Source organism: Yinghuangia aomiensis, assembly GCF_039542225.1.
Taxonomy (GTDB): domain Bacteria; phylum Actinomycetota; class Actinomycetes; order Streptomycetales; family Streptomycetaceae; genus Yinghuangia; species Yinghuangia aomiensis.
In genome coordinates, this window is record NZ_BAABHS010000020.1 from 107,954 (window position 1) to 123,933 (window position 15,980).

The window sequence follows — 15,980 nt, forward strand, 5'->3', positions numbered from 1 at the left end:
GGCCGGATGCGGTTCGGCCACGCCGGCGCGCCGCGGCGTCGTACCCGCCTGCGGGGCCGGCATCGACCCGCCACGGACCGCACGTGCCCCGGTTCGGCGTCGTCGGTCCCGCTGCCCGTTCATGAACGGCCATACTAACGACCTTCTCGCGGTTGACACATCAACTGCTCTCTCGTTAGTTTCGAGTTGATGTATCAACCATCGCGTGTGGTGGGCCGCGCCAAAGCCGACGGCTGTTTCGTGGTCCCTACTGCGTTGTCCTGGTAAGGAGCGCGCATGCCCAACATCGCTGTCGTCGTCGGAAGCATTCGTCCCGGCCGAGTCACTCGCTCGGTGGCGGAATGGGTCCATCAGATCGCCGCGAAACGGCCGGATTCCACGTATGAACTGGTCGACCTGGCGGACTTCCCTCTTCCCGCGTTCGACGAGCCGCTGCCGCCGCAGTACGGACAGTACGAGCTCCCGCATACACAGGCATGGGCGCGCAAGGTCGCCGAGTTCGACGGCTTCGTGTTCGTCACGCCGGAGTACAACCACGGCCCCACGGCCGCGCTGAAGAACGCGCTCGACTTCGTCTACGGTGAGTGGAACAACAAGGTGGCAGGGTTCGTCAGTCTCGGTACCTCGGGCGGAGTCCGCGCGGTGGAACACCTGCGTCTGGTCGCGGCCGAGCTGCAGATGGCAACCGTGCAGGCGCAGCTCCCGCTGTTCGTTGCCACGGATTTCTCCGACTACCCGCGCTTCTCGCCGATCGCCTCACGTGAGGACGAATTGACGCGCGTTCTGGACCAACTCGAGAGCTGGGCGACCGCACTCGGTTCGATACGCTCCGGGGCGCTCTGACGCCGATGAAGGTGCCGCGTTCGGGCAGGCGTTGGCTCCTGTTTGCCGGGGTGATGCGCATCTCCCACCGGTGCCGGCGGCGTGTGAGCGCGATGTGAGTGCGGCGCGAGCCCGCGGTGCTGTGATTGCGACATGGATCCATCCCGCGGGCTCATGCGCCACCCGCCGAGTGCGTGCATACCCGCAGGCCGCAATGCAGCGCGGCGGCGAACCCATGTGTCGTTGGTCGCCGGACAACACCACTGCACGGACGCCGCGTTCGTTGTGCTGACCGTGTTGGCGGCGGTCTTCGTGGACGTGCCGGCGGTGCGCCTTCGTCCTGGGCACCCGAGGCGTGCGTTCGCAGCGGACAGGCCGCATTGCGCCGCGAGTAGGCAGGGCGACGCTCACCACGGCGACATCCGACACGTGTGAACCGCACTACGCGGCACCGTCGTCATCCACATCCGTTGCCTTGTCTTGACGTTCATGGGTAATCACCGAGCTTGGATGGTGGGATCGTGCGGCTGTTCGTGGTTGGTGGCATTGGAGGGCCAGGGCAGAGGCGGCGGGTCGTGTACCGGCGGACGGACACGATGGCCGTCGCAGCCGGGTCGGACGGGGCGCAGCGGGGTCGTGAGGAAGAACCGGCGTGATTCGCGTCGAGGAGTTCCAGGAGTTTCGGCCGGTGCTGGTCTCCCTGGCGTACCGGATCCTCGGCAGTGTGAGTGATGCCGAGGACGCGGTGCAGGAGTCATGGCTCCGCTACGAGGCTTCCGCGGCTGAGCCCGCCTCGCCGAGGGCGTACCTTTCGACGTTGGTGACCCGGATTTCGATCGATGTGCTGCGGTCGGCGCGGGTGCGGCGGGAGGAGTACATCGGGCTGTGGTTTCCCGAGCCGTTGCTTGACGACCCGTACGAGGATCCGGAGCGCTCTGCCGAGTTGGCGGACTCGGTGTCGATGGCGGCGCTGCTGCTGCTGGAGCGGCTGACTCCGTTGGAACGGGCGGTGTTCGTGCTGCGGGAGGTGTTCGCCTTCCGGTTCCCGGAGATAGCGGCTGTCGTGCGACGTTCGGAAACGGCATGTCGGCAGCTCGCCGTCCGTGCACGCCGACACATGGATGAAGGCCGCCCCCGCTTCAAAGCCGGTCACAAGGAACGCGCGGCACTCGCCGAACGGTTCTTCGACGCGTTCCGCGAGGGCGATGTCGACGGGCTGCGGGATCTCCTCGCCGCAGACGTGCTGCTGGACGGCGACGACAGGGGTAAGGAACCGTTCTTGGCGGGCCGGATCCGCGAAGCGCAGGACGCAACCGGCGCGCTCGCCCAGCTCGCCCTGCAGCTCGGCAAGCGCGGCATTGTCGCCGAGCCGCACGACATCAACGGGCAGCCCGGCGCGGTCTTCCACGATCGGGACGGCAGGGTCCTCAGCACGATGATGTTGGAGGTCCGCAATGGCTGAGTCCAACGATCGGAGCCTCGAGGGCCTGGGCCTGGCGGACACGCCGGCCCTCGACCCGCTCTGCTATCCAGGGAGACCTCTCACGTTTCCCGGGCTTCTTCGCGGCAACGACCTGTTCGCGATCACTGCCGGAGACCCCGATGTGGCGGTCGGTGAGTGGATGGTCGACGTAGGCGGCGGTCGCCGTGTACCGCTCGACACGGCGTTGGCGGTCCTGGGTGACGAGCGCATGCGCGAACGTATCCCGGTCTTGGCGATCGGTTCGCACGCGTCGCCGGGGCAAGTCCGTCAGAAGCTTCGCGACTCAGGGCTGTCCACGGCTGTTCCCCTGACTCCTGCGCGGGTGCACGGTATCCGGATCGGCTTCTCAGGGCATGTCAGTCCGGCCGGCTACGTCGCAGCATCCCCGTACACCCGCCTCGGGGCGGTCGTCGACCTGGTCGTCACGTGGCTGGACGCGCGTCAGCTCAAGGCCTTCGACGACACGGAATACCCCGAGTACCGCAGGGTCGTGTTCGACGAGCAGTTCCTGGTCCAACTCGGCGACGGTGCACCGTTATTCGGTGTACACCTCTATGTCAATGCGCTTGGGGTCTTGGCCTGCCCCGATGGCCGCACCCCGACGCCGCTGATGCCACAGCGTGAGATTCTCACGATGTTGTGCGCCAGGTCTCCGCGTATCGCTGACCAGTTCGGCGGCAGCCCGGAGGAGTTCGTGCGCCGCGCGCGCGCCGATCCTGCCCTGCGCGCAGTCGGCACCCGCCACATTGCCGAAGAGGGATGGCTCCTCCCACAACCCGCCCTCGATGCCCTCCCCGACGCACGCATCCTCGGCAGCTCCGCCTGACCGCAGTCCTGCCTGCAAGCAGCGTTACGCAGAGCGGGAAGCGATGGGGGACATCCTCAGAGTACGGGTGCGGTGTTCAAGGCACGGACGAGCAGACCCAGTTGCATCTCGATCAGGTGGTGTGCGGCAGCGCGATCGTGTGCGCGGCCGCGCGCGTACGCGGCTTCGAATTCCACGCGTCCGAGTGCCGCGGACAGGTCGTCGGCGATAGCGGCCACGTCGGGGTCGGATACGTCCGCGGCCCCTCGGAGGACGTCGGCCGCGCCGAGCATCGAGGCCGCGGTGCGGGGGCTGCCGCTGCGCAGACGCAGCCGCGCGGCAGCCACCGCGCTGAGGGCTGCGACAGGCATGTCGGGTACGGCCGAGGCCAAGGTGAAGGCTTCGACGAGATGCCGCGCCGCGGTGGGGAAGTCGTCTCGTGCGATTGCCTGGTGTCCCATGGCGGCACCGAGCATGGCCCGTTGCAGCGGCAGACTTTGCGACGCGTGTGCCTCGAGTTGCTTCCGCGCTGTGGCATAGTGCACGGTCGCCTCGTAGACGTCTCCCGCGTGGCGGCACAGGTTGCCCAAGGCGATGCGTGCGAAGAGCATCTGCTGCGACGCGGCCGTATGGGAGGCCGAATCCAGTACGTCGGCGAGTTCGCGAAGCGCGGTGTCGATGTCGCCTTTCTGGCTTCTGGCAACGGCGAGGGCCGTACGCAGCCCCACGGCCGGATCTTCCGGGTCCAGTTCGCGTACAAGTCGCACGGCCTCGGCCAGTTCCTCGATGGCGCGGTCGAATTCGCCCAGAACGACCTCGGTATGCGCCAATGCCCTCAACGCCCAGGCCAGTCCCCAACGTTCTCCTGCGTTGCGAAACCGTCCGACCGCGGCGACGAGGGCCTCTTGTGCGGCCGGAAGATCGCCGTCGTTCCCGAGGAGGAACGCCTTGAGGAGCAGGAGCAGGCCGCCGTCCCAGTCACCGCTGTCGGGAAGAGAACCATTGACTGCGTCGACGCCCCGGGCGATGTCGTTGTCCAATAGCGCCAGAGATGCCTCGATGACGGCTGCCGCCGGAAACCGCCTGGCTCGACGGGCCAGGAGCAGGGCTTCATCCCGGCCGAGTCCGCCGTTCGCGGTTCCCCCTGACATCACCCGGTTGAACAGGTGCATCGCTGCGGCCATGGCCTCGGCGGCCACAGGGCGCGGCCCGGGGGTCCGCAAGGCGAGGAGCGCAAGGTCTGCGGCTGCGGCATGCTCCCCTCTGACGGTCCAGAACCACCCCAAAGCCGCCGCAAGGCGGACCGCGGTCGTTGCGTCTTCGACTTCCGCGGCATAGCGCAGGGCGGTGGCCGGGTTGGCGCGTTCCGCGGAAAGCCGTGCGATCCAGCCGAGTTGACGGCTCCCGCGTAGGCCGTCGGCGGCAGCCTCGGCCAGATCCGCATATGACGCGGCGAAGTCGCGCTTGGCACTGGTGCGGTCGCCGGACACCGCCAGACGCTCGAGCGCGAACTCGCGGATGGTCTCGAGCATGCGGTACCTGGGCTGCGCCCCGTCGATCAGGTGGAGCCATGATTTGTCCGCAAGAAGCGAAAGCCCTTCCACCACCTCGTCGGGTGCCATGCCGACGCGCGCACAGAAGTCGGCTGCCGCCGCGACCGAGATGTCGCCGGGGAAGATCGCCAGACGGGCCGCCAACTCTCGTTCCGGTTCGCCCAAGAGCTGCCAACTCCAGTCGACGACCGCGCTCAACGTACGGTGCCGGGCCTGTGCGGTGCGGTGCCCGGTGCTCAGCAGTCCGAACCGGTTCGTGAGCCTGCCCACGAGCTCGCCGAGTGGCATCGTGCGCAAACGGCAGGCTGCCAGTTCGATGGCGAGCGGCAGGCCGTCGAGCGCACGGCACACGTCCACTACGGCTGCCACGTTCTCCTCGCTCACGCGGAACTGCGGGCGCACCGCGGTCACTCGTTCGCACAAGAGCCGGACTGCGGGTGATGCCAGGGCCTCGTCGTGCCTCGCCCCCTCCCGGGGCAGGCCGAGCGGGTCGACGGGAATCACGGTTTCGCCGGCGAGGCCGAGCGGTTCCCTGCTGGTCGCAAGAACGCGGAGCCCGGGACAGTGGCGTAGGAGCGCTTCCGTACAGGCGGCGGCTGCATCCAACAGATGCTCGCAGTTGTCGAGGACGACGACGCCTTCGGCGGTGCTGAGTGCGTCCACCAGCCTGCCCAGAGGATCCCTCCGCGACGATCCGTCGAGTTCGCCGCCGATCCGCAGCGTCAGTGCGGCCGCCACCGCCGGCACCACGTCATCGGGATCCGATACGGGCGCCAGATCCACGAACCACACCCCGGCCGCCCACCCCTCATCGGGCAGTGCCGCAACGGCGATCGCCAGCCGGGTCTTGCCGACGCCCCCGGGGCCGACAATCGTGACAAGCCGATGCCGGAGCATCCGCGCGGCGATCCCGGCGACCTCCGCCTCCCGGCCGACAAAGCTGCTCGACGGCACGGGAAGCGAGGCGCCGCGACGTGCGGGCCCGCTGGGCGGGACCACACGGGCGCCACGCAGCACGTCAAGGTGAATGGCACGTAGTTCGGGACCCGGATCGACTCCCAGTTCCTCGGCGAGCAGGCCGCGGTATTCCTCGTATGCGGACAGGGCCTCTGCCCGGCGGCCCTGCGCGTCGAGACTGCGCAACAGCAGGCAACGCAACGGCTCCCTGAGCGGGAACTCGGTTACCAAGACAGAGAGTTCCGCGACGATGTCGCGGGGATCGACGCTCAGGGCCAGTTCCGCCGCAATTCGCTCCTCGACCGCGACGAGACGCAGCTCGCACAGCCGTTCGGCAGCAGCGGTCGCGAAAGGGACGTTCGTCAGCCCGAGGAAGGGCTCCCCGCGCCACAAGGAGAGAGCTTGCCGCAGTTCGTCCACCGCCTGCGGGGTCGCACCGTCCATCGCGAGTCGGCCGCGGGCCTGCTTGACACTTCGTTCGAATTGCAGGGCGTCCACGGCGTCGTCGGGTACGTCCAGGCGGTATCCGTCAGGGACGGTGCGCAGGGCCGGATGCCCACCGAGTGCCCGCCGCAGCCTGGACATCAGTGACTGGAGGGCGTGCCTGCGTTTGCCCACGCTCTCTTGTGGCCACAACGCGTCGACCAATGTCGCCGTGCTGACCACCCGGCCCGCACTCAATGCCAACCGTGTCAGCAGGGCCTGCAGGCGCGCCCCGTCCACGTCGACGACGACCTCGTCGATAACGACACGCAGCGGCCCAAGTACGGCGATCTGCATACGCGCTCCCGATCGTCCCCCACTCGGTCGACCTCCGGGCGGAACACCGATTCCGGCGCCCCGCTCAGGATATCCACTACCCACCGCGACGGTCTCTCCGCCGGGGGCGTGGGGGCCGGTCGGAGCCCAGGCGGCCGGGATTCCGCGGAGCGATGCGGCGGCCGGCCGACAGACGTCCCCCGCCACTGTCGACCGGCGGCGGGGGACGACGAGAATGTGTGTGAGACAACCAGCAGCTACGTGAGGGACCGCGTGATCTGGTGGATGTGCTGCAGCCGACCGTCGGGTGCGAAGGCCGCGAACGCGTAGATTTCCGTCGTCACCGCGCCCCCTTTGCGCATCACGGCGTGGAGTGTGTAATGGGCCGCCGCCAACTCGTCCTTGACGACCACCTTGTGCACGTCGACCGAGCACGAGGCGACATTTCGACGCACCGGGCCGGCATGGTCGATCAACTGCTGCCGGTGAAGGGACATACCATCATTGATCTGGACGAAATCCTCTACGTGGTAGCGATCGAAGATCGCTGCGGGGTCTTCGTCGGTCGTCGCCATGACCTGTGGATAGGTCTTGAGGAAAGCCTCGAAGTCCTGAGCGGGGGTGGCGCCTGAGCCTGGGGATGGGTGCATGCCGCAATCACAGCATCGCGGACTCGCGCCGCACTCCCATGCTGCTCACGCGTCGCTCGCACCAGGGGGAGTGGGGGCATTGCTTTCCGACAGAACCAACGGGCCGCCAGCGCTCGCTGCCGCGTTGGCCCCCGCGGAAAGCTACCCGGCGGGTGTGCCGAGCAGGCCGACGATCGTCGCGATGGTGCGTTTGCGTGATGGCAGCGTGTGTTTCGTCCCGACGATCTGGTGTTGCCCCACACGCAGAAAGCAACTGCTGACGAGCAGCATTGCGACGCTCTCGGTGTCGACGTCCGCGGCGATCCGGCCGGCTTGCTGTTCCCGGGCCAGGTACGCGGCCGTCAGGGTGATGCCGCGATGCGGGCCGAGGTTCTCCTCGTTCAAGTAGGCGGCAAGTGCATCGTGCAGCCGCACATCCGACTGCGCGGCGAAGAGCACCGGCATCGCCTGATCGAGGAACTGCTCGATGCCCTTGGCGATCTGCTCCAACGCCCGGGCATGGTCGGTGTTGTCCACTTCCGGCCTGTCCATGGAACGCAACGGCTCCAGGCCCGCCATGAACGTCGCTTGCAGGAGTCCGATGCGATCGGTGAAGTGGTAGAAGATGCTGCCTTCCGCCACGCCGGCCCGCTTGGCGACCTCCGGAGTGGTGAAGCGGGCAACGCCCTGTTCCCGCAGCAGTTCGGCCGTCGCCGCGAGGATGGCGTCGCGAACCCGCCCCGATGGTCGCCCGCGGGGCTTCGGCGCCTTGTCGGAATTGGGGGTCTCGGTTGCCATGGCGAGGCCATCTTAGCCGCGCAGCGCGGGGCCGGCTCGGTGCGGCAACGCCTCGTGTGGCCAGGGTGTCTTCCTGCCCGGAAATACCCCTACCGGGAGTCCCGCAAGCCGATGCGGTCCCATTGGACGAGGCCGTCGTTGATCGTCTGCACGCCTGTCACATGGGGCCCGAAGATCACCGCGCAAAACGCCTCTTGGTAGACCCAGAACGGCAGGTCCTTGTTCAGTTCCTGCTGGACCGCGACATAGGCGTCGTGGCGCTGCTCCGGGTCGATGGTGAGGCGCGCCCGCTCCAAAGCCTGGTCGGCGGTGCTGCTGTGGTAACCGCCCAGGTTGGCGGAACCGCCGGTGTGGACGAGGTCGAACAACCCCGGCTCGGGGTCGTCGATCCATTCCGCGCCAATGGCGATTGACCATCCGTCGCTGTCGGGACGCACGGTCCGGACATATGTGGGGATGTCCAGAAGCTGCACGGTCATCGCGACGCCGGGGTACCGGTTCAGCTTCTCCTGCATGAACTGCGCGAAGGCGGCCGTCTGCGGGTTTTCGAGTCCGATGTAGGTGAAGGAGAACTTCCGGGTCCCGTTGCCCGTGAGTTCGGCGAACAGGCGGGCAGCCTGTGTGGGATCGCCGGCCGGTTCGGTGAGCTGCGAGCTGCCGAGTGGCGATGACGACGTGAAGATGCCCTTGGCGGGCACCCCCTCCCCCCGATACAGGCGGGTGTCGATCTCACGCTGGTCCAGTGCATAGGCGATGGCCTGGCGTGCCTTCGGGTCGTCGAAGGGAGGTCGGTTGAGATTGAAGATGATTGCCGGGCCGCCTGCGCTCAGCCCGACGCGCTCGACACCTTTGCCGGCCCGGTCGGCCGCAGCGGCGGTCTGGCCGTCGATCGTGAGGGTCATGTCGATGTCTTTGCCGACGGCGAGGGTGGCGTTGTCGGCGTCGCGGTCGACCACATACCGGATCTGGTCGAGGTAGGGAAGCCCTTGCGGGCTCTGCCAGTAGCCCGGGTTCCTGGTGAGAACCATGTCGTGGCCGGGGTGCCAGCTCTTGAGCAGGAACGGCCCGGCCCCGGAAAGCTCGTCGGCGGGCTTGGTGTTCAGTGACAGGGGCGAGGCAATGAAGCTCAGGCTGTGTGCGACCAGGCGATCGAAGTTGGCGTTCGGGTTGGGCAAGGTGATCTTCAGATGCAGCGGATCCGCCACGGTGAGTGCGGCGATGTTGTTCGCTGCCGCGCGCTGGTACGAACCCGTTCGCGGGTCCTTGTGGCGTTCCCAGTTGAACTTCACCGCAGCCGCGTCGAGCGGTGTGCCGTCACTGAATTTGACGCCGGCCCGCAGGGTGAGCGTCCAGACCCTGGTGAAGTCGGCGGCCGGCGTCCCCGACGGTGTCAGTGCTTCGGCGAGGTGTGGCTGGACGCTGCCCGTTGCCGGGTCCGTCCCGACCAGCGTGTCGTACAGGGCCGTGAGACGGCTGCCGTCACCGACATTCTGGTAGGACGCGCCGAATGGTGACAGGGATGTCGCGTCGCTGGGCAAGGCGAAGGTGAGGGTTCCACCGTGCGCGGGGGTTCCATAGGGCTGCGGCTTGTCCGTGGATTCGCCGGCGCAGCCGGCCGAGGCTGCCATCGCCAGGACGACAGCGGCAGCGGCCAGTCGTCGGCGTCGAGGGATCGGTGCGTGGGGCGCTGTCTGCGCACGCGTCACGGGATCGGCGACCTTTCCCATTGGGGGTGTGAGGAGAGCGCGGCTTGCGTCGATGCCGTCCGAGCCTCGGGTCACCGCTCGCCTCCGGGCATGTGGGCCACAGCCGAGACCCTAATGGATACAAGATTTTCAGACAAGGATCCATTCATGCTATGCATGTATGCATATGGCTTCGGTGCATCCGGGCGGCGGCTTGGGGTTGCGCCTAAGGGATTCCCTGATGCCCAGGGCTGCCCGGCGATCTGGAATAGGCGTTGGACGCGCGATCCGTCGGGGAGCGCCCTTCACGAAAGGAGCCGTGCGGTGTCACAAGCGGACATGGTGAGGGAGATGTACGCAGCCTTCCTCCGGGGAGACTTCACGACGTTGTACGAGTCCCTCCACCCGGACGTCGAGTGGGCGGAGCCGGAACTGGAGGTGCTCCCCTACACGGGGCTCACCCGCGGGCGCGACGCCGTCGCCACCGAGGTCTTCCCCAAGATCGGCGAAACGTACGAGAAGCTCGAGTTCCACCCGGAAGAGGTGATCGAATCCGGTGACGTTGTCACCGTGATGGGTCAGGCCTTCGCCAAGGGATCCCAACACCCCGAGGAGACCTTTCGTTTCGCGCACGTGCTCCGGCTGTGCGAAGGACAGGTCATTCGGTTCGACCACTTCGTGGACACCCACAAGATCGCTCGTACACTCGCCGGCCCGACCGGTCGGTGACCACCAGGATGTGCCCGGACCCCTGGGTTCGGCCCGACTCACGGAGTCTCCGCATGGCGGGATTTGAAGGTCTGGACACGGTGAGCCCATCGCCCGCCGCACCCGGGGAGACTGCATCTTCCGATGCGGATGCAATCGCCCGGCTGAAAGCCGTGTTCGGCGCGCAGAAGCAGGCGGCGAGGACGCACCGGGTGCCGTCCGTGCCCGAGCGGCAGGACCGACTCGCCGCGCTGGCTGGCATGGTGGTGGCACACCGGCGGGAGATCCAAGATGCGATGATCGCCGACTTCGGTGTGCACCCCCGGCCGGTCACCGACATGACCGAGGTGCTCGGTGTGGCCGGGCAAGCAACGTACATCCGGGAACGGCTGCCCGAATGGGCGGCGGCACAGGCCCGGGACGTCGACCCCGCGCTGTTCGGGACGGCCACCGCCCGGATCCAGTACGAACCCAAGGGTGTCCTCGGGATCCTCGCGCCGTGGAACTTCCCCTTCCTCCTGTCGCTGGGTCCACTGGCGGACATGCTGGGCGCCGGCAATCGGGTTGTCATCAAACCCTCCGAAGTGGCCCCGGCCTGTGCGGACCTCCTGTCGGACATGGTTGCGCGCACCTTCGACCCGGAACAGGTAGCCGTGGTGACGGGCGGTCTGGGGCTCGCCAAGGAATTCCCGACGCTTCGCTGGGACCATCTGCTCTACACCGGCAATGCCGGCGTCGGCCGCGAGGTCGCCGTCGCAGCCGCCGGGAACCTGGTCCCGGTGACTCTCGAACTGGGTGGCAAGAACCCCGCGGTCGTGGCACCGGACCGCGTCGACGCCGAGACGGTGGCGCAGATCCTGGGAAGCAAACTGGTCAAGAGCGGCCAGGTGTGCATCGCGCCCGACTACTGCCTGGTCCCGCGGGATGCCATGCCCGAGTTCGTCGCGCTCGCCCGCACGTTTATGCAGGACACCGTGCCGAGCTATGCGGCGTCGGACGACTGCGTGGGGATCGTCAGCGAACGCCACACGGAACGACTCCTGCGCTTGCGCGCGGAAGCCGAGCGGGCCGGATGCGAGGTCGTCGACCTCCCGCCGGGCGGCGATGCGGCGGTTCCGGGGAGTCGGCAGCTGCCCGTCACCCTGATCCTCGACCCGGGAGACGACCTGGGCATCATGCGTGAGGAGCTGTTCGGGCCTCTGCTCCCGGTCAAGCCCTATGACTCGTTCGACGACGCCGTGGCCTACGTCAACAGCGGGGAGCCGCCCCTCGGACTCTACGTCTTCAGCGCGGATCCGGAGTTGGTCGCGGAGACTCTCGCTCGGACGCGTTCGGGAGGAGCCTGTGTCAACACCTGTGCGATCCAGGGCGTGCTCCCGTCGCTCGGCTTCGGTGGCGCCGGGCACAGCGGTTACGGACGGCACAGGGGTGTCGAAGGGTTCCGCGAGTTCTCGATCGCCCGGGGCATCGTCGAGCGTGGCGAAGGTGACCTGATTCCGGCCTTCTTCCCACCCTACGCAGGGTTGGGGCAGGCGGTGGTGGACGCGGCATTCGGGGCTGCATGAGGGCCTGACCTCGGCCGGCGGGCGCACTGTTCGTCGGCCCATCCCGATTGGCCGGTTCCCGATGTCGGCCGCTCCGTTGATCTCCACAGCCGCGGGTGATTCACTCTAGTGGCTGACTCTCGGTCGACGGACGGCGTGCTCACGCCCACGCCATTCGCCCCGAGGCACCTGGTGGACCAGAATCGGGACATGGTGGGCCGTCGCGCGACGCTGCTGGAACGGGAGGGCGAACTCCGCGCCCTGCTGAACGCCGTCGAGCTCGTTTCCGACGGCGGGTCGTCGTGCATCCTGGTGGAAGGGGAGCCCGGCCTCGGCAAAACCTGCCTCTTGGACGAACTTCGTGAGGCGGCCTCGTCGGCAGGTCTCCGTGTCGCGACGGCGCGGGGCTCGGTTCTCGAACGTGAGTTCGCTTTCGGTGTGGCCAGGCAGCTTTTCGAGCCCATTCTCAACACGTTGACGCCCGAGGAGAAAGCGTCGTTGCTGACCGGTGCGGCATCGGCATCGGCGGTCCTCGAGCCTCCGCGGTCCGACCAGCCGCCCGCGGGAGACTTCGCCAGCTTGCACGGCCTGTACTGGTTCACCGCGAACCTGGGATCCGAGCGCCCCTTGGTCCTGGTCGTGGACGATCTCCAATGGGCCGACGAGGCGTCGCTGCGTTTCATCGCGTATCTGCTGCCCCGCTTGAGCGGTCTTCGCGTGCTGCTGGCCGTGGGGATGCGCCCCGAGGACCCGGGACCGCTCACCGCCCAGATCGCCACCGATCCATCGTGCGAGCGCGTGCGGCTGGCGCCGCTGAGCCCGGACGGGGCAGCACGCCTGCTGAGCCAGATCCTGCCCACGGCTCCGGAAACCGACTTCGCGGTTGCCGCGCACGCGGCAACCGGCGGGAACCCGCTCCTGCTCCGCGAGCTGGCGCGGGTCGTCCGCGACCGCAGTCTCGCGCCAACCGCTGCCAACGCCGGACGGCTTTCCGAACTGGGTGCGGACGCCATCGGACTCCGGGTCGGCGTCTTGTTGGGTCAGCTCTCCTTTCGGGAAGGGGTGCTGGCCCGTGCGGTGGCCATTCTCGGCGGCGACGCCGACTTGACGCTGGCGGCGGACATCGCAGGGCTGGACCCATCGGAGGCCTGGAACGCCGTCGACCGACTGCGCGGCAGCGGACTCCTGCTGACCGAGCGCGATGCACCGGGGCGGATCCGGTACACACACTCGCTCGTGTCATCCGCCTTCTACGAGCGACTCACCGTCAGCGAACGCATTCGCGGTCATCACGCCGCCGCCCGTCTGCTCGCCGAGCGTGGTGCCCCGCCGGAGCAGATCACCGCACATCTCCTGCGCCTGCCCACCGGAATCGAGCCGCACGCAGCCGACATCCTCCGGCGTGCTGCTGCCGACGCGATGCGACGAGGAGCACCCCAGGCCGCGGTCATCTATCTGCGCCGCTGCCTCGAGGACATGGCGGGTGCGGACGGCCGCGAAGCCAGGCGCGAAGTCCTCGCCGACCTGGGGGCGGCATGTACCCGGTTCGATGTCGCGGGTGCCGCCGAGTACCTCGGACAGGCGATGGCCTTGGCGGAGACGCCGACGGAGCGGGGCGCCATCGCCGACCGGCTCGGTCAGGTTCTGCTCTACCTCAACCGGTTCGACGACGCGTATCGGGCGTTCCACGTCGGCCTTGCCGGTCTCCCCGTCGACGAAGTGGACCTTCACCGCAGGCTTCGTGCCGGCCTGCTCGACTTGCCGGTGCTTGCTCTCGGCTGGGACACGATCCTCGCTCAGGTCCCCGACCTGCTCGAACTCCCACCGGACGAGAGCCTCGGCGGCCGTGCGTTCGACTGCTTGCTGGCGCTGCACGAGGCGTTCGTGTGCAATCCGGACGGTGTCGGCCGCGCACATCGGGCGCTGGCCGGAGGACAACTGGTCCAGATGATGAACGGGCAGAGCCCTCTGATCACTTCTTGGGTGACGCTGCTTGCGGCCGACGACGACGCGGTCCTGGACATGGTCGACGACTCCATTGCCCAGGCCAACCTGCACGGATCGCCCATGGCTTTGGGGACTGCGCACTGGTGCCGAGGGGTCGCCTGGCTGTGGCGCGGCGAACTGGCAGAGGCCGAAGGGGCGTTCAGGGAAGCGGGGGATACCTGGCAGTTCGCGGGGGTCAGCCTCGGGCCGCCCTTCCTGGCGAGCTTTCTGGCGGGTGCCCTGATCGAGCAGGGGCGACTTGACGAGGCCGTCCGGGTCTTGGACGAGGTGCCGCACGAGCAGCAGACCACGTACCTGATGCTGGATTGCCGTGCCCAAGTGGACCGGCTTCACGGGGACCACGAACATGCCGCGGAGACGGCGCGGTTTGCCGGCCGGGTCGGCAGCGGGCACGGAATGGACAACCCCGCCCTCCTGCCCTGGCGCTCGGAATGCGCATTGTCCTTGCAGGCTCTCGGCAAGGTCGACGAGGCCCGGACGTGCGCCGAGCACGAGCTCGCCCGCGCGCGCATGTGGGGCGCGCCGCGCGCACTCGGACGGGCCTTGCGGGTGGCCGGCATGGTGCACGATGGCGACGTCAGGATGAGGTTGTTGCGCGAGGCAGTGGATGTCCTGACCGGTTCTCCGGCCAAGCTCGAGCTTGCCAAGGCCCTCGCCGAGTTGGGTTCCGAACTCCGGCGGCAAGGACACCGCGCGGAATCGCGTCGTCCGCTGCAGGAGGCGGTCTCCCTGGCGGAAGGCTGCGGAGCCGCGCCCGTGGTCGAGGCGGCGGTGGCGGAACTGCGGGCCAGTGGCGCGAGGCCGAGGCGCTCCGCCGTCGAGGGACCGGCATCCCTGACTCCCAGCGAGCGCCGGGTTGCGGACTTGGCCATCGCAGGCGCGTCCAATCGGGACATTGCACAGACGCTGTTCGTCACGCCCAAGACCGTCGAGGTCCACCTCGGCAATGCGTACCGCAAGTTGGGAATCGGCTCCCGCCACCAGCTCATGGCAGCTCTCGAGCAGAACACCGCGGATACACCGCCCCATCGGTAGCTTTCGCAGCCGACCCACCGCTCTCAGGCAACAGGGACTTCCGCCCAGTAGGTCATGCCGTCGTCACTCCGATAGGAGCCGGTCCTGGCCGAGAGGCACGTGACGATCACGTTGCCGCGGCCGTGCTCGTCGTGCTCACCGACGAGTTCGGCCGATGCGTCCGTATTCGGTCCACCGTCGCCGACTTCGATGCGCACGCATTGCCGACGGTCCATCGGGAAAATGAACAGGCGGAGCGTGACCGCACCCGGAAGCGCATGCTGGATTGCGTTCGTGATCAGTTCGGACGCAATGGTCAGGATGTCGTTCGCCGAGTCGTCATCCACACGCCACCGCGTAAGTGCGGTCCTGGCCAGACGCCGCGCGGCCGCGGCCGACGCAGGGCTGTGCGCCAGGGAGTGGACGACTCTGGCCGGCTGCCATGGAGTCGCGTCGCCGGTGGGGACCGTGGTCGGCGCCGCACGAAAATTCGGCAGCCGTACGTCGCGCAGGTAACCAGTAGTGGGGAAGAACTCGGTTTCGTGGGAAGGAGTCATGGCACTGTCACTTCGCAGGAATCGTTCGATGTGCGTACACCCATCCCAGCCCACCGGTCCGGCGTGGGCATCGGGGATCCCCCTAAAGGCGGCCCCTAGGTTTGCTCGAACGACGGACGCTGTGTGCGAGTCCGTCGAGCACGACCCCCAATCCGTATCGGAATTCGTCGTCGAATCCGACGCGCCGCGCATCGCGCGCGTTCTCCGCGAGAAGGGGGAACTCGTCCGCGCGCAGTTCTGCGGGCAGTGCCGCGGTCTCCCGGGGGAACGGGACCGTGTACTCCGTCTGAAATGCTCCGACGACGTATCCCACCAGTGTGCGGAAGGCGAAGTAGCGCTGTTTGCCGGTGAGCCCGGCCGCCGTGAGCGCAGTGAGCAGCGCCTCGGCCCAGCGGAGGCCGTTTGCGCTGGTGAAGCGGTGGGTCACCACGAGAGTGGCGGTGGCGGGGTGCGCCGTGAGTGCCCGGCGCATCTCCTCTGCGAGGATGCTCACCGCGTCGGACCACTCGGCGGCGGGCGGTTTGAGTGCCACCTTCGCCAGCACCAGGTCGACGATCATGATCTCGAGCTGGTCACGGGTTTCGATGTACCGGTACAGCGACATGGTGCCCACTCCCAGCTCCACTGCCACAGACCGCATGGACAACCCGGTCAGGCCC

General features: G+C 67.9%; 12 protein-coding genes. 6 read left to right on the top strand and 6 right to left on the bottom strand.

What is annotated here, in order from left to right; all coding sequences use genetic code 11:
- Positions 1–276 precede the first annotated feature (276 nt).
- The 3 genes from ABEA93_RS26320 to ABEA93_RS26330 all read left to right on the top strand — a co-directional run bounded on the left by ABEA93_RS26320 (position 277) and on the right by ABEA93_RS26330 (position 3,131).
- Entirely contained in the window at positions 277–843 is a 567-nt protein-coding gene (locus ABEA93_RS26320) for an NADPH-dependent FMN reductase (protein ID WP_345678257.1), read from the top strand.
- A gap of 631 nt (positions 844–1,474) precedes the next feature.
- Positions 1,475–2,284, top strand: coding sequence for an RNA polymerase sigma factor SigJ (gene sigJ, locus ABEA93_RS26325; protein WP_345678258.1), 810 nt, complete (start codon positions 1,475–1,477; stop codon positions 2,282–2,284).
- The gene (locus ABEA93_RS26330; protein ID WP_345678259.1) at positions 2,277–3,131 is read left to right on the top strand and encodes a hypothetical protein; all 855 of its coding nucleotides are present in this window, start codon (positions 2,277–2,279) and stop codon (positions 3,129–3,131) included. The genes sigJ and ABEA93_RS26330 overlap by 8 nt, the downstream gene beginning before the upstream one ends.
- Positions 3,132–3,187: 56 nt before the next feature.
- Here ABEA93_RS26330 and ABEA93_RS26335 read toward each other — a convergent pair whose 3' ends face one another.
- From ABEA93_RS26335 to ABEA93_RS26350, 4 genes are all read right to left on the bottom strand, one after another.
- On the bottom strand, positions 3,188–6,400 hold the full coding sequence (locus tag ABEA93_RS26335; protein WP_345678260.1) for an ATP-binding protein: 3,213 nt from the start codon (positions 6,398–6,400) through the stop codon (positions 3,188–3,190).
- A gap of 236 nt (positions 6,401–6,636) precedes the next feature.
- On the bottom strand, positions 6,637–6,954 hold the full coding sequence (locus tag ABEA93_RS26340) for a nuclear transport factor 2 family protein (RefSeq protein WP_345678261.1): 318 nt from the start codon (positions 6,952–6,954) through the stop codon (positions 6,637–6,639).
- A gap of 216 nt (positions 6,955–7,170) precedes the next feature.
- Positions 7,171–7,806, bottom strand: a complete 636-nt coding sequence (locus ABEA93_RS26345; RefSeq protein ID WP_345678262.1) for a TetR/AcrR family transcriptional regulator — start codon at positions 7,804–7,806, stop codon at positions 7,171–7,173.
- Positions 7,807–7,895: 89 nt separating this feature from the next.
- A complete protein-coding gene (locus ABEA93_RS26350; protein WP_345678263.1) occupies positions 7,896–9,434 on the bottom strand; it encodes an ABC transporter substrate-binding protein in 1,539 nt (512 codons plus the stop codon).
- A gap of 381 nt (positions 9,435–9,815) precedes the next feature.
- On the opposite strand from ABEA93_RS26350, the gene ABEA93_RS26355 reads away from it, so the two are divergent.
- The 3 genes from ABEA93_RS26355 to ABEA93_RS26365 all read left to right on the top strand — a co-directional run bounded on the left by ABEA93_RS26355 (position 9,816) and on the right by ABEA93_RS26365 (position 14,785).
- Entirely contained in the window at positions 9,816–10,220 is a 405-nt protein-coding gene (locus tag ABEA93_RS26355) for a nuclear transport factor 2 family protein (protein WP_345678264.1), read from the top strand.
- Between the two features lie 53 nt (positions 10,221–10,273).
- Positions 10,274–11,764, top strand: coding sequence for an aldehyde dehydrogenase family protein (locus ABEA93_RS26360; RefSeq protein WP_345678265.1), 1,491 nt, complete (start codon positions 10,274–10,276; stop codon positions 11,762–11,764).
- A 189-nt stretch (positions 11,765–11,953) separates the two neighbouring features.
- A complete protein-coding gene (locus ABEA93_RS26365) occupies positions 11,954–14,785 on the top strand; it encodes a helix-turn-helix transcriptional regulator (protein WP_345678266.1) in 2,832 nt (943 codons plus the stop codon).
- A 23-nt stretch (positions 14,786–14,808) separates the two neighbouring features.
- Here the strand turns inward: ABEA93_RS26365 and ABEA93_RS26370 are convergent, their stop codons facing one another.
- Positions 14,809–15,513: an ATP-binding protein gene (locus tag ABEA93_RS26370; RefSeq protein WP_345678267.1), complete on the bottom strand. Its 705-nt coding sequence runs from the start codon at positions 15,511–15,513 to the stop codon at positions 14,809–14,811.
- On the bottom strand, positions 15,404–15,961 hold the full coding sequence (locus ABEA93_RS26375; RefSeq protein WP_345678308.1) for a TetR/AcrR family transcriptional regulator C-terminal domain-containing protein: 558 nt from the start codon (positions 15,959–15,961) through the stop codon (positions 15,404–15,406). The genes ABEA93_RS26370 and ABEA93_RS26375 overlap by 110 nt, the downstream gene beginning before the upstream one ends.
- Positions 15,962–15,980 lie beyond the last annotated feature (19 nt).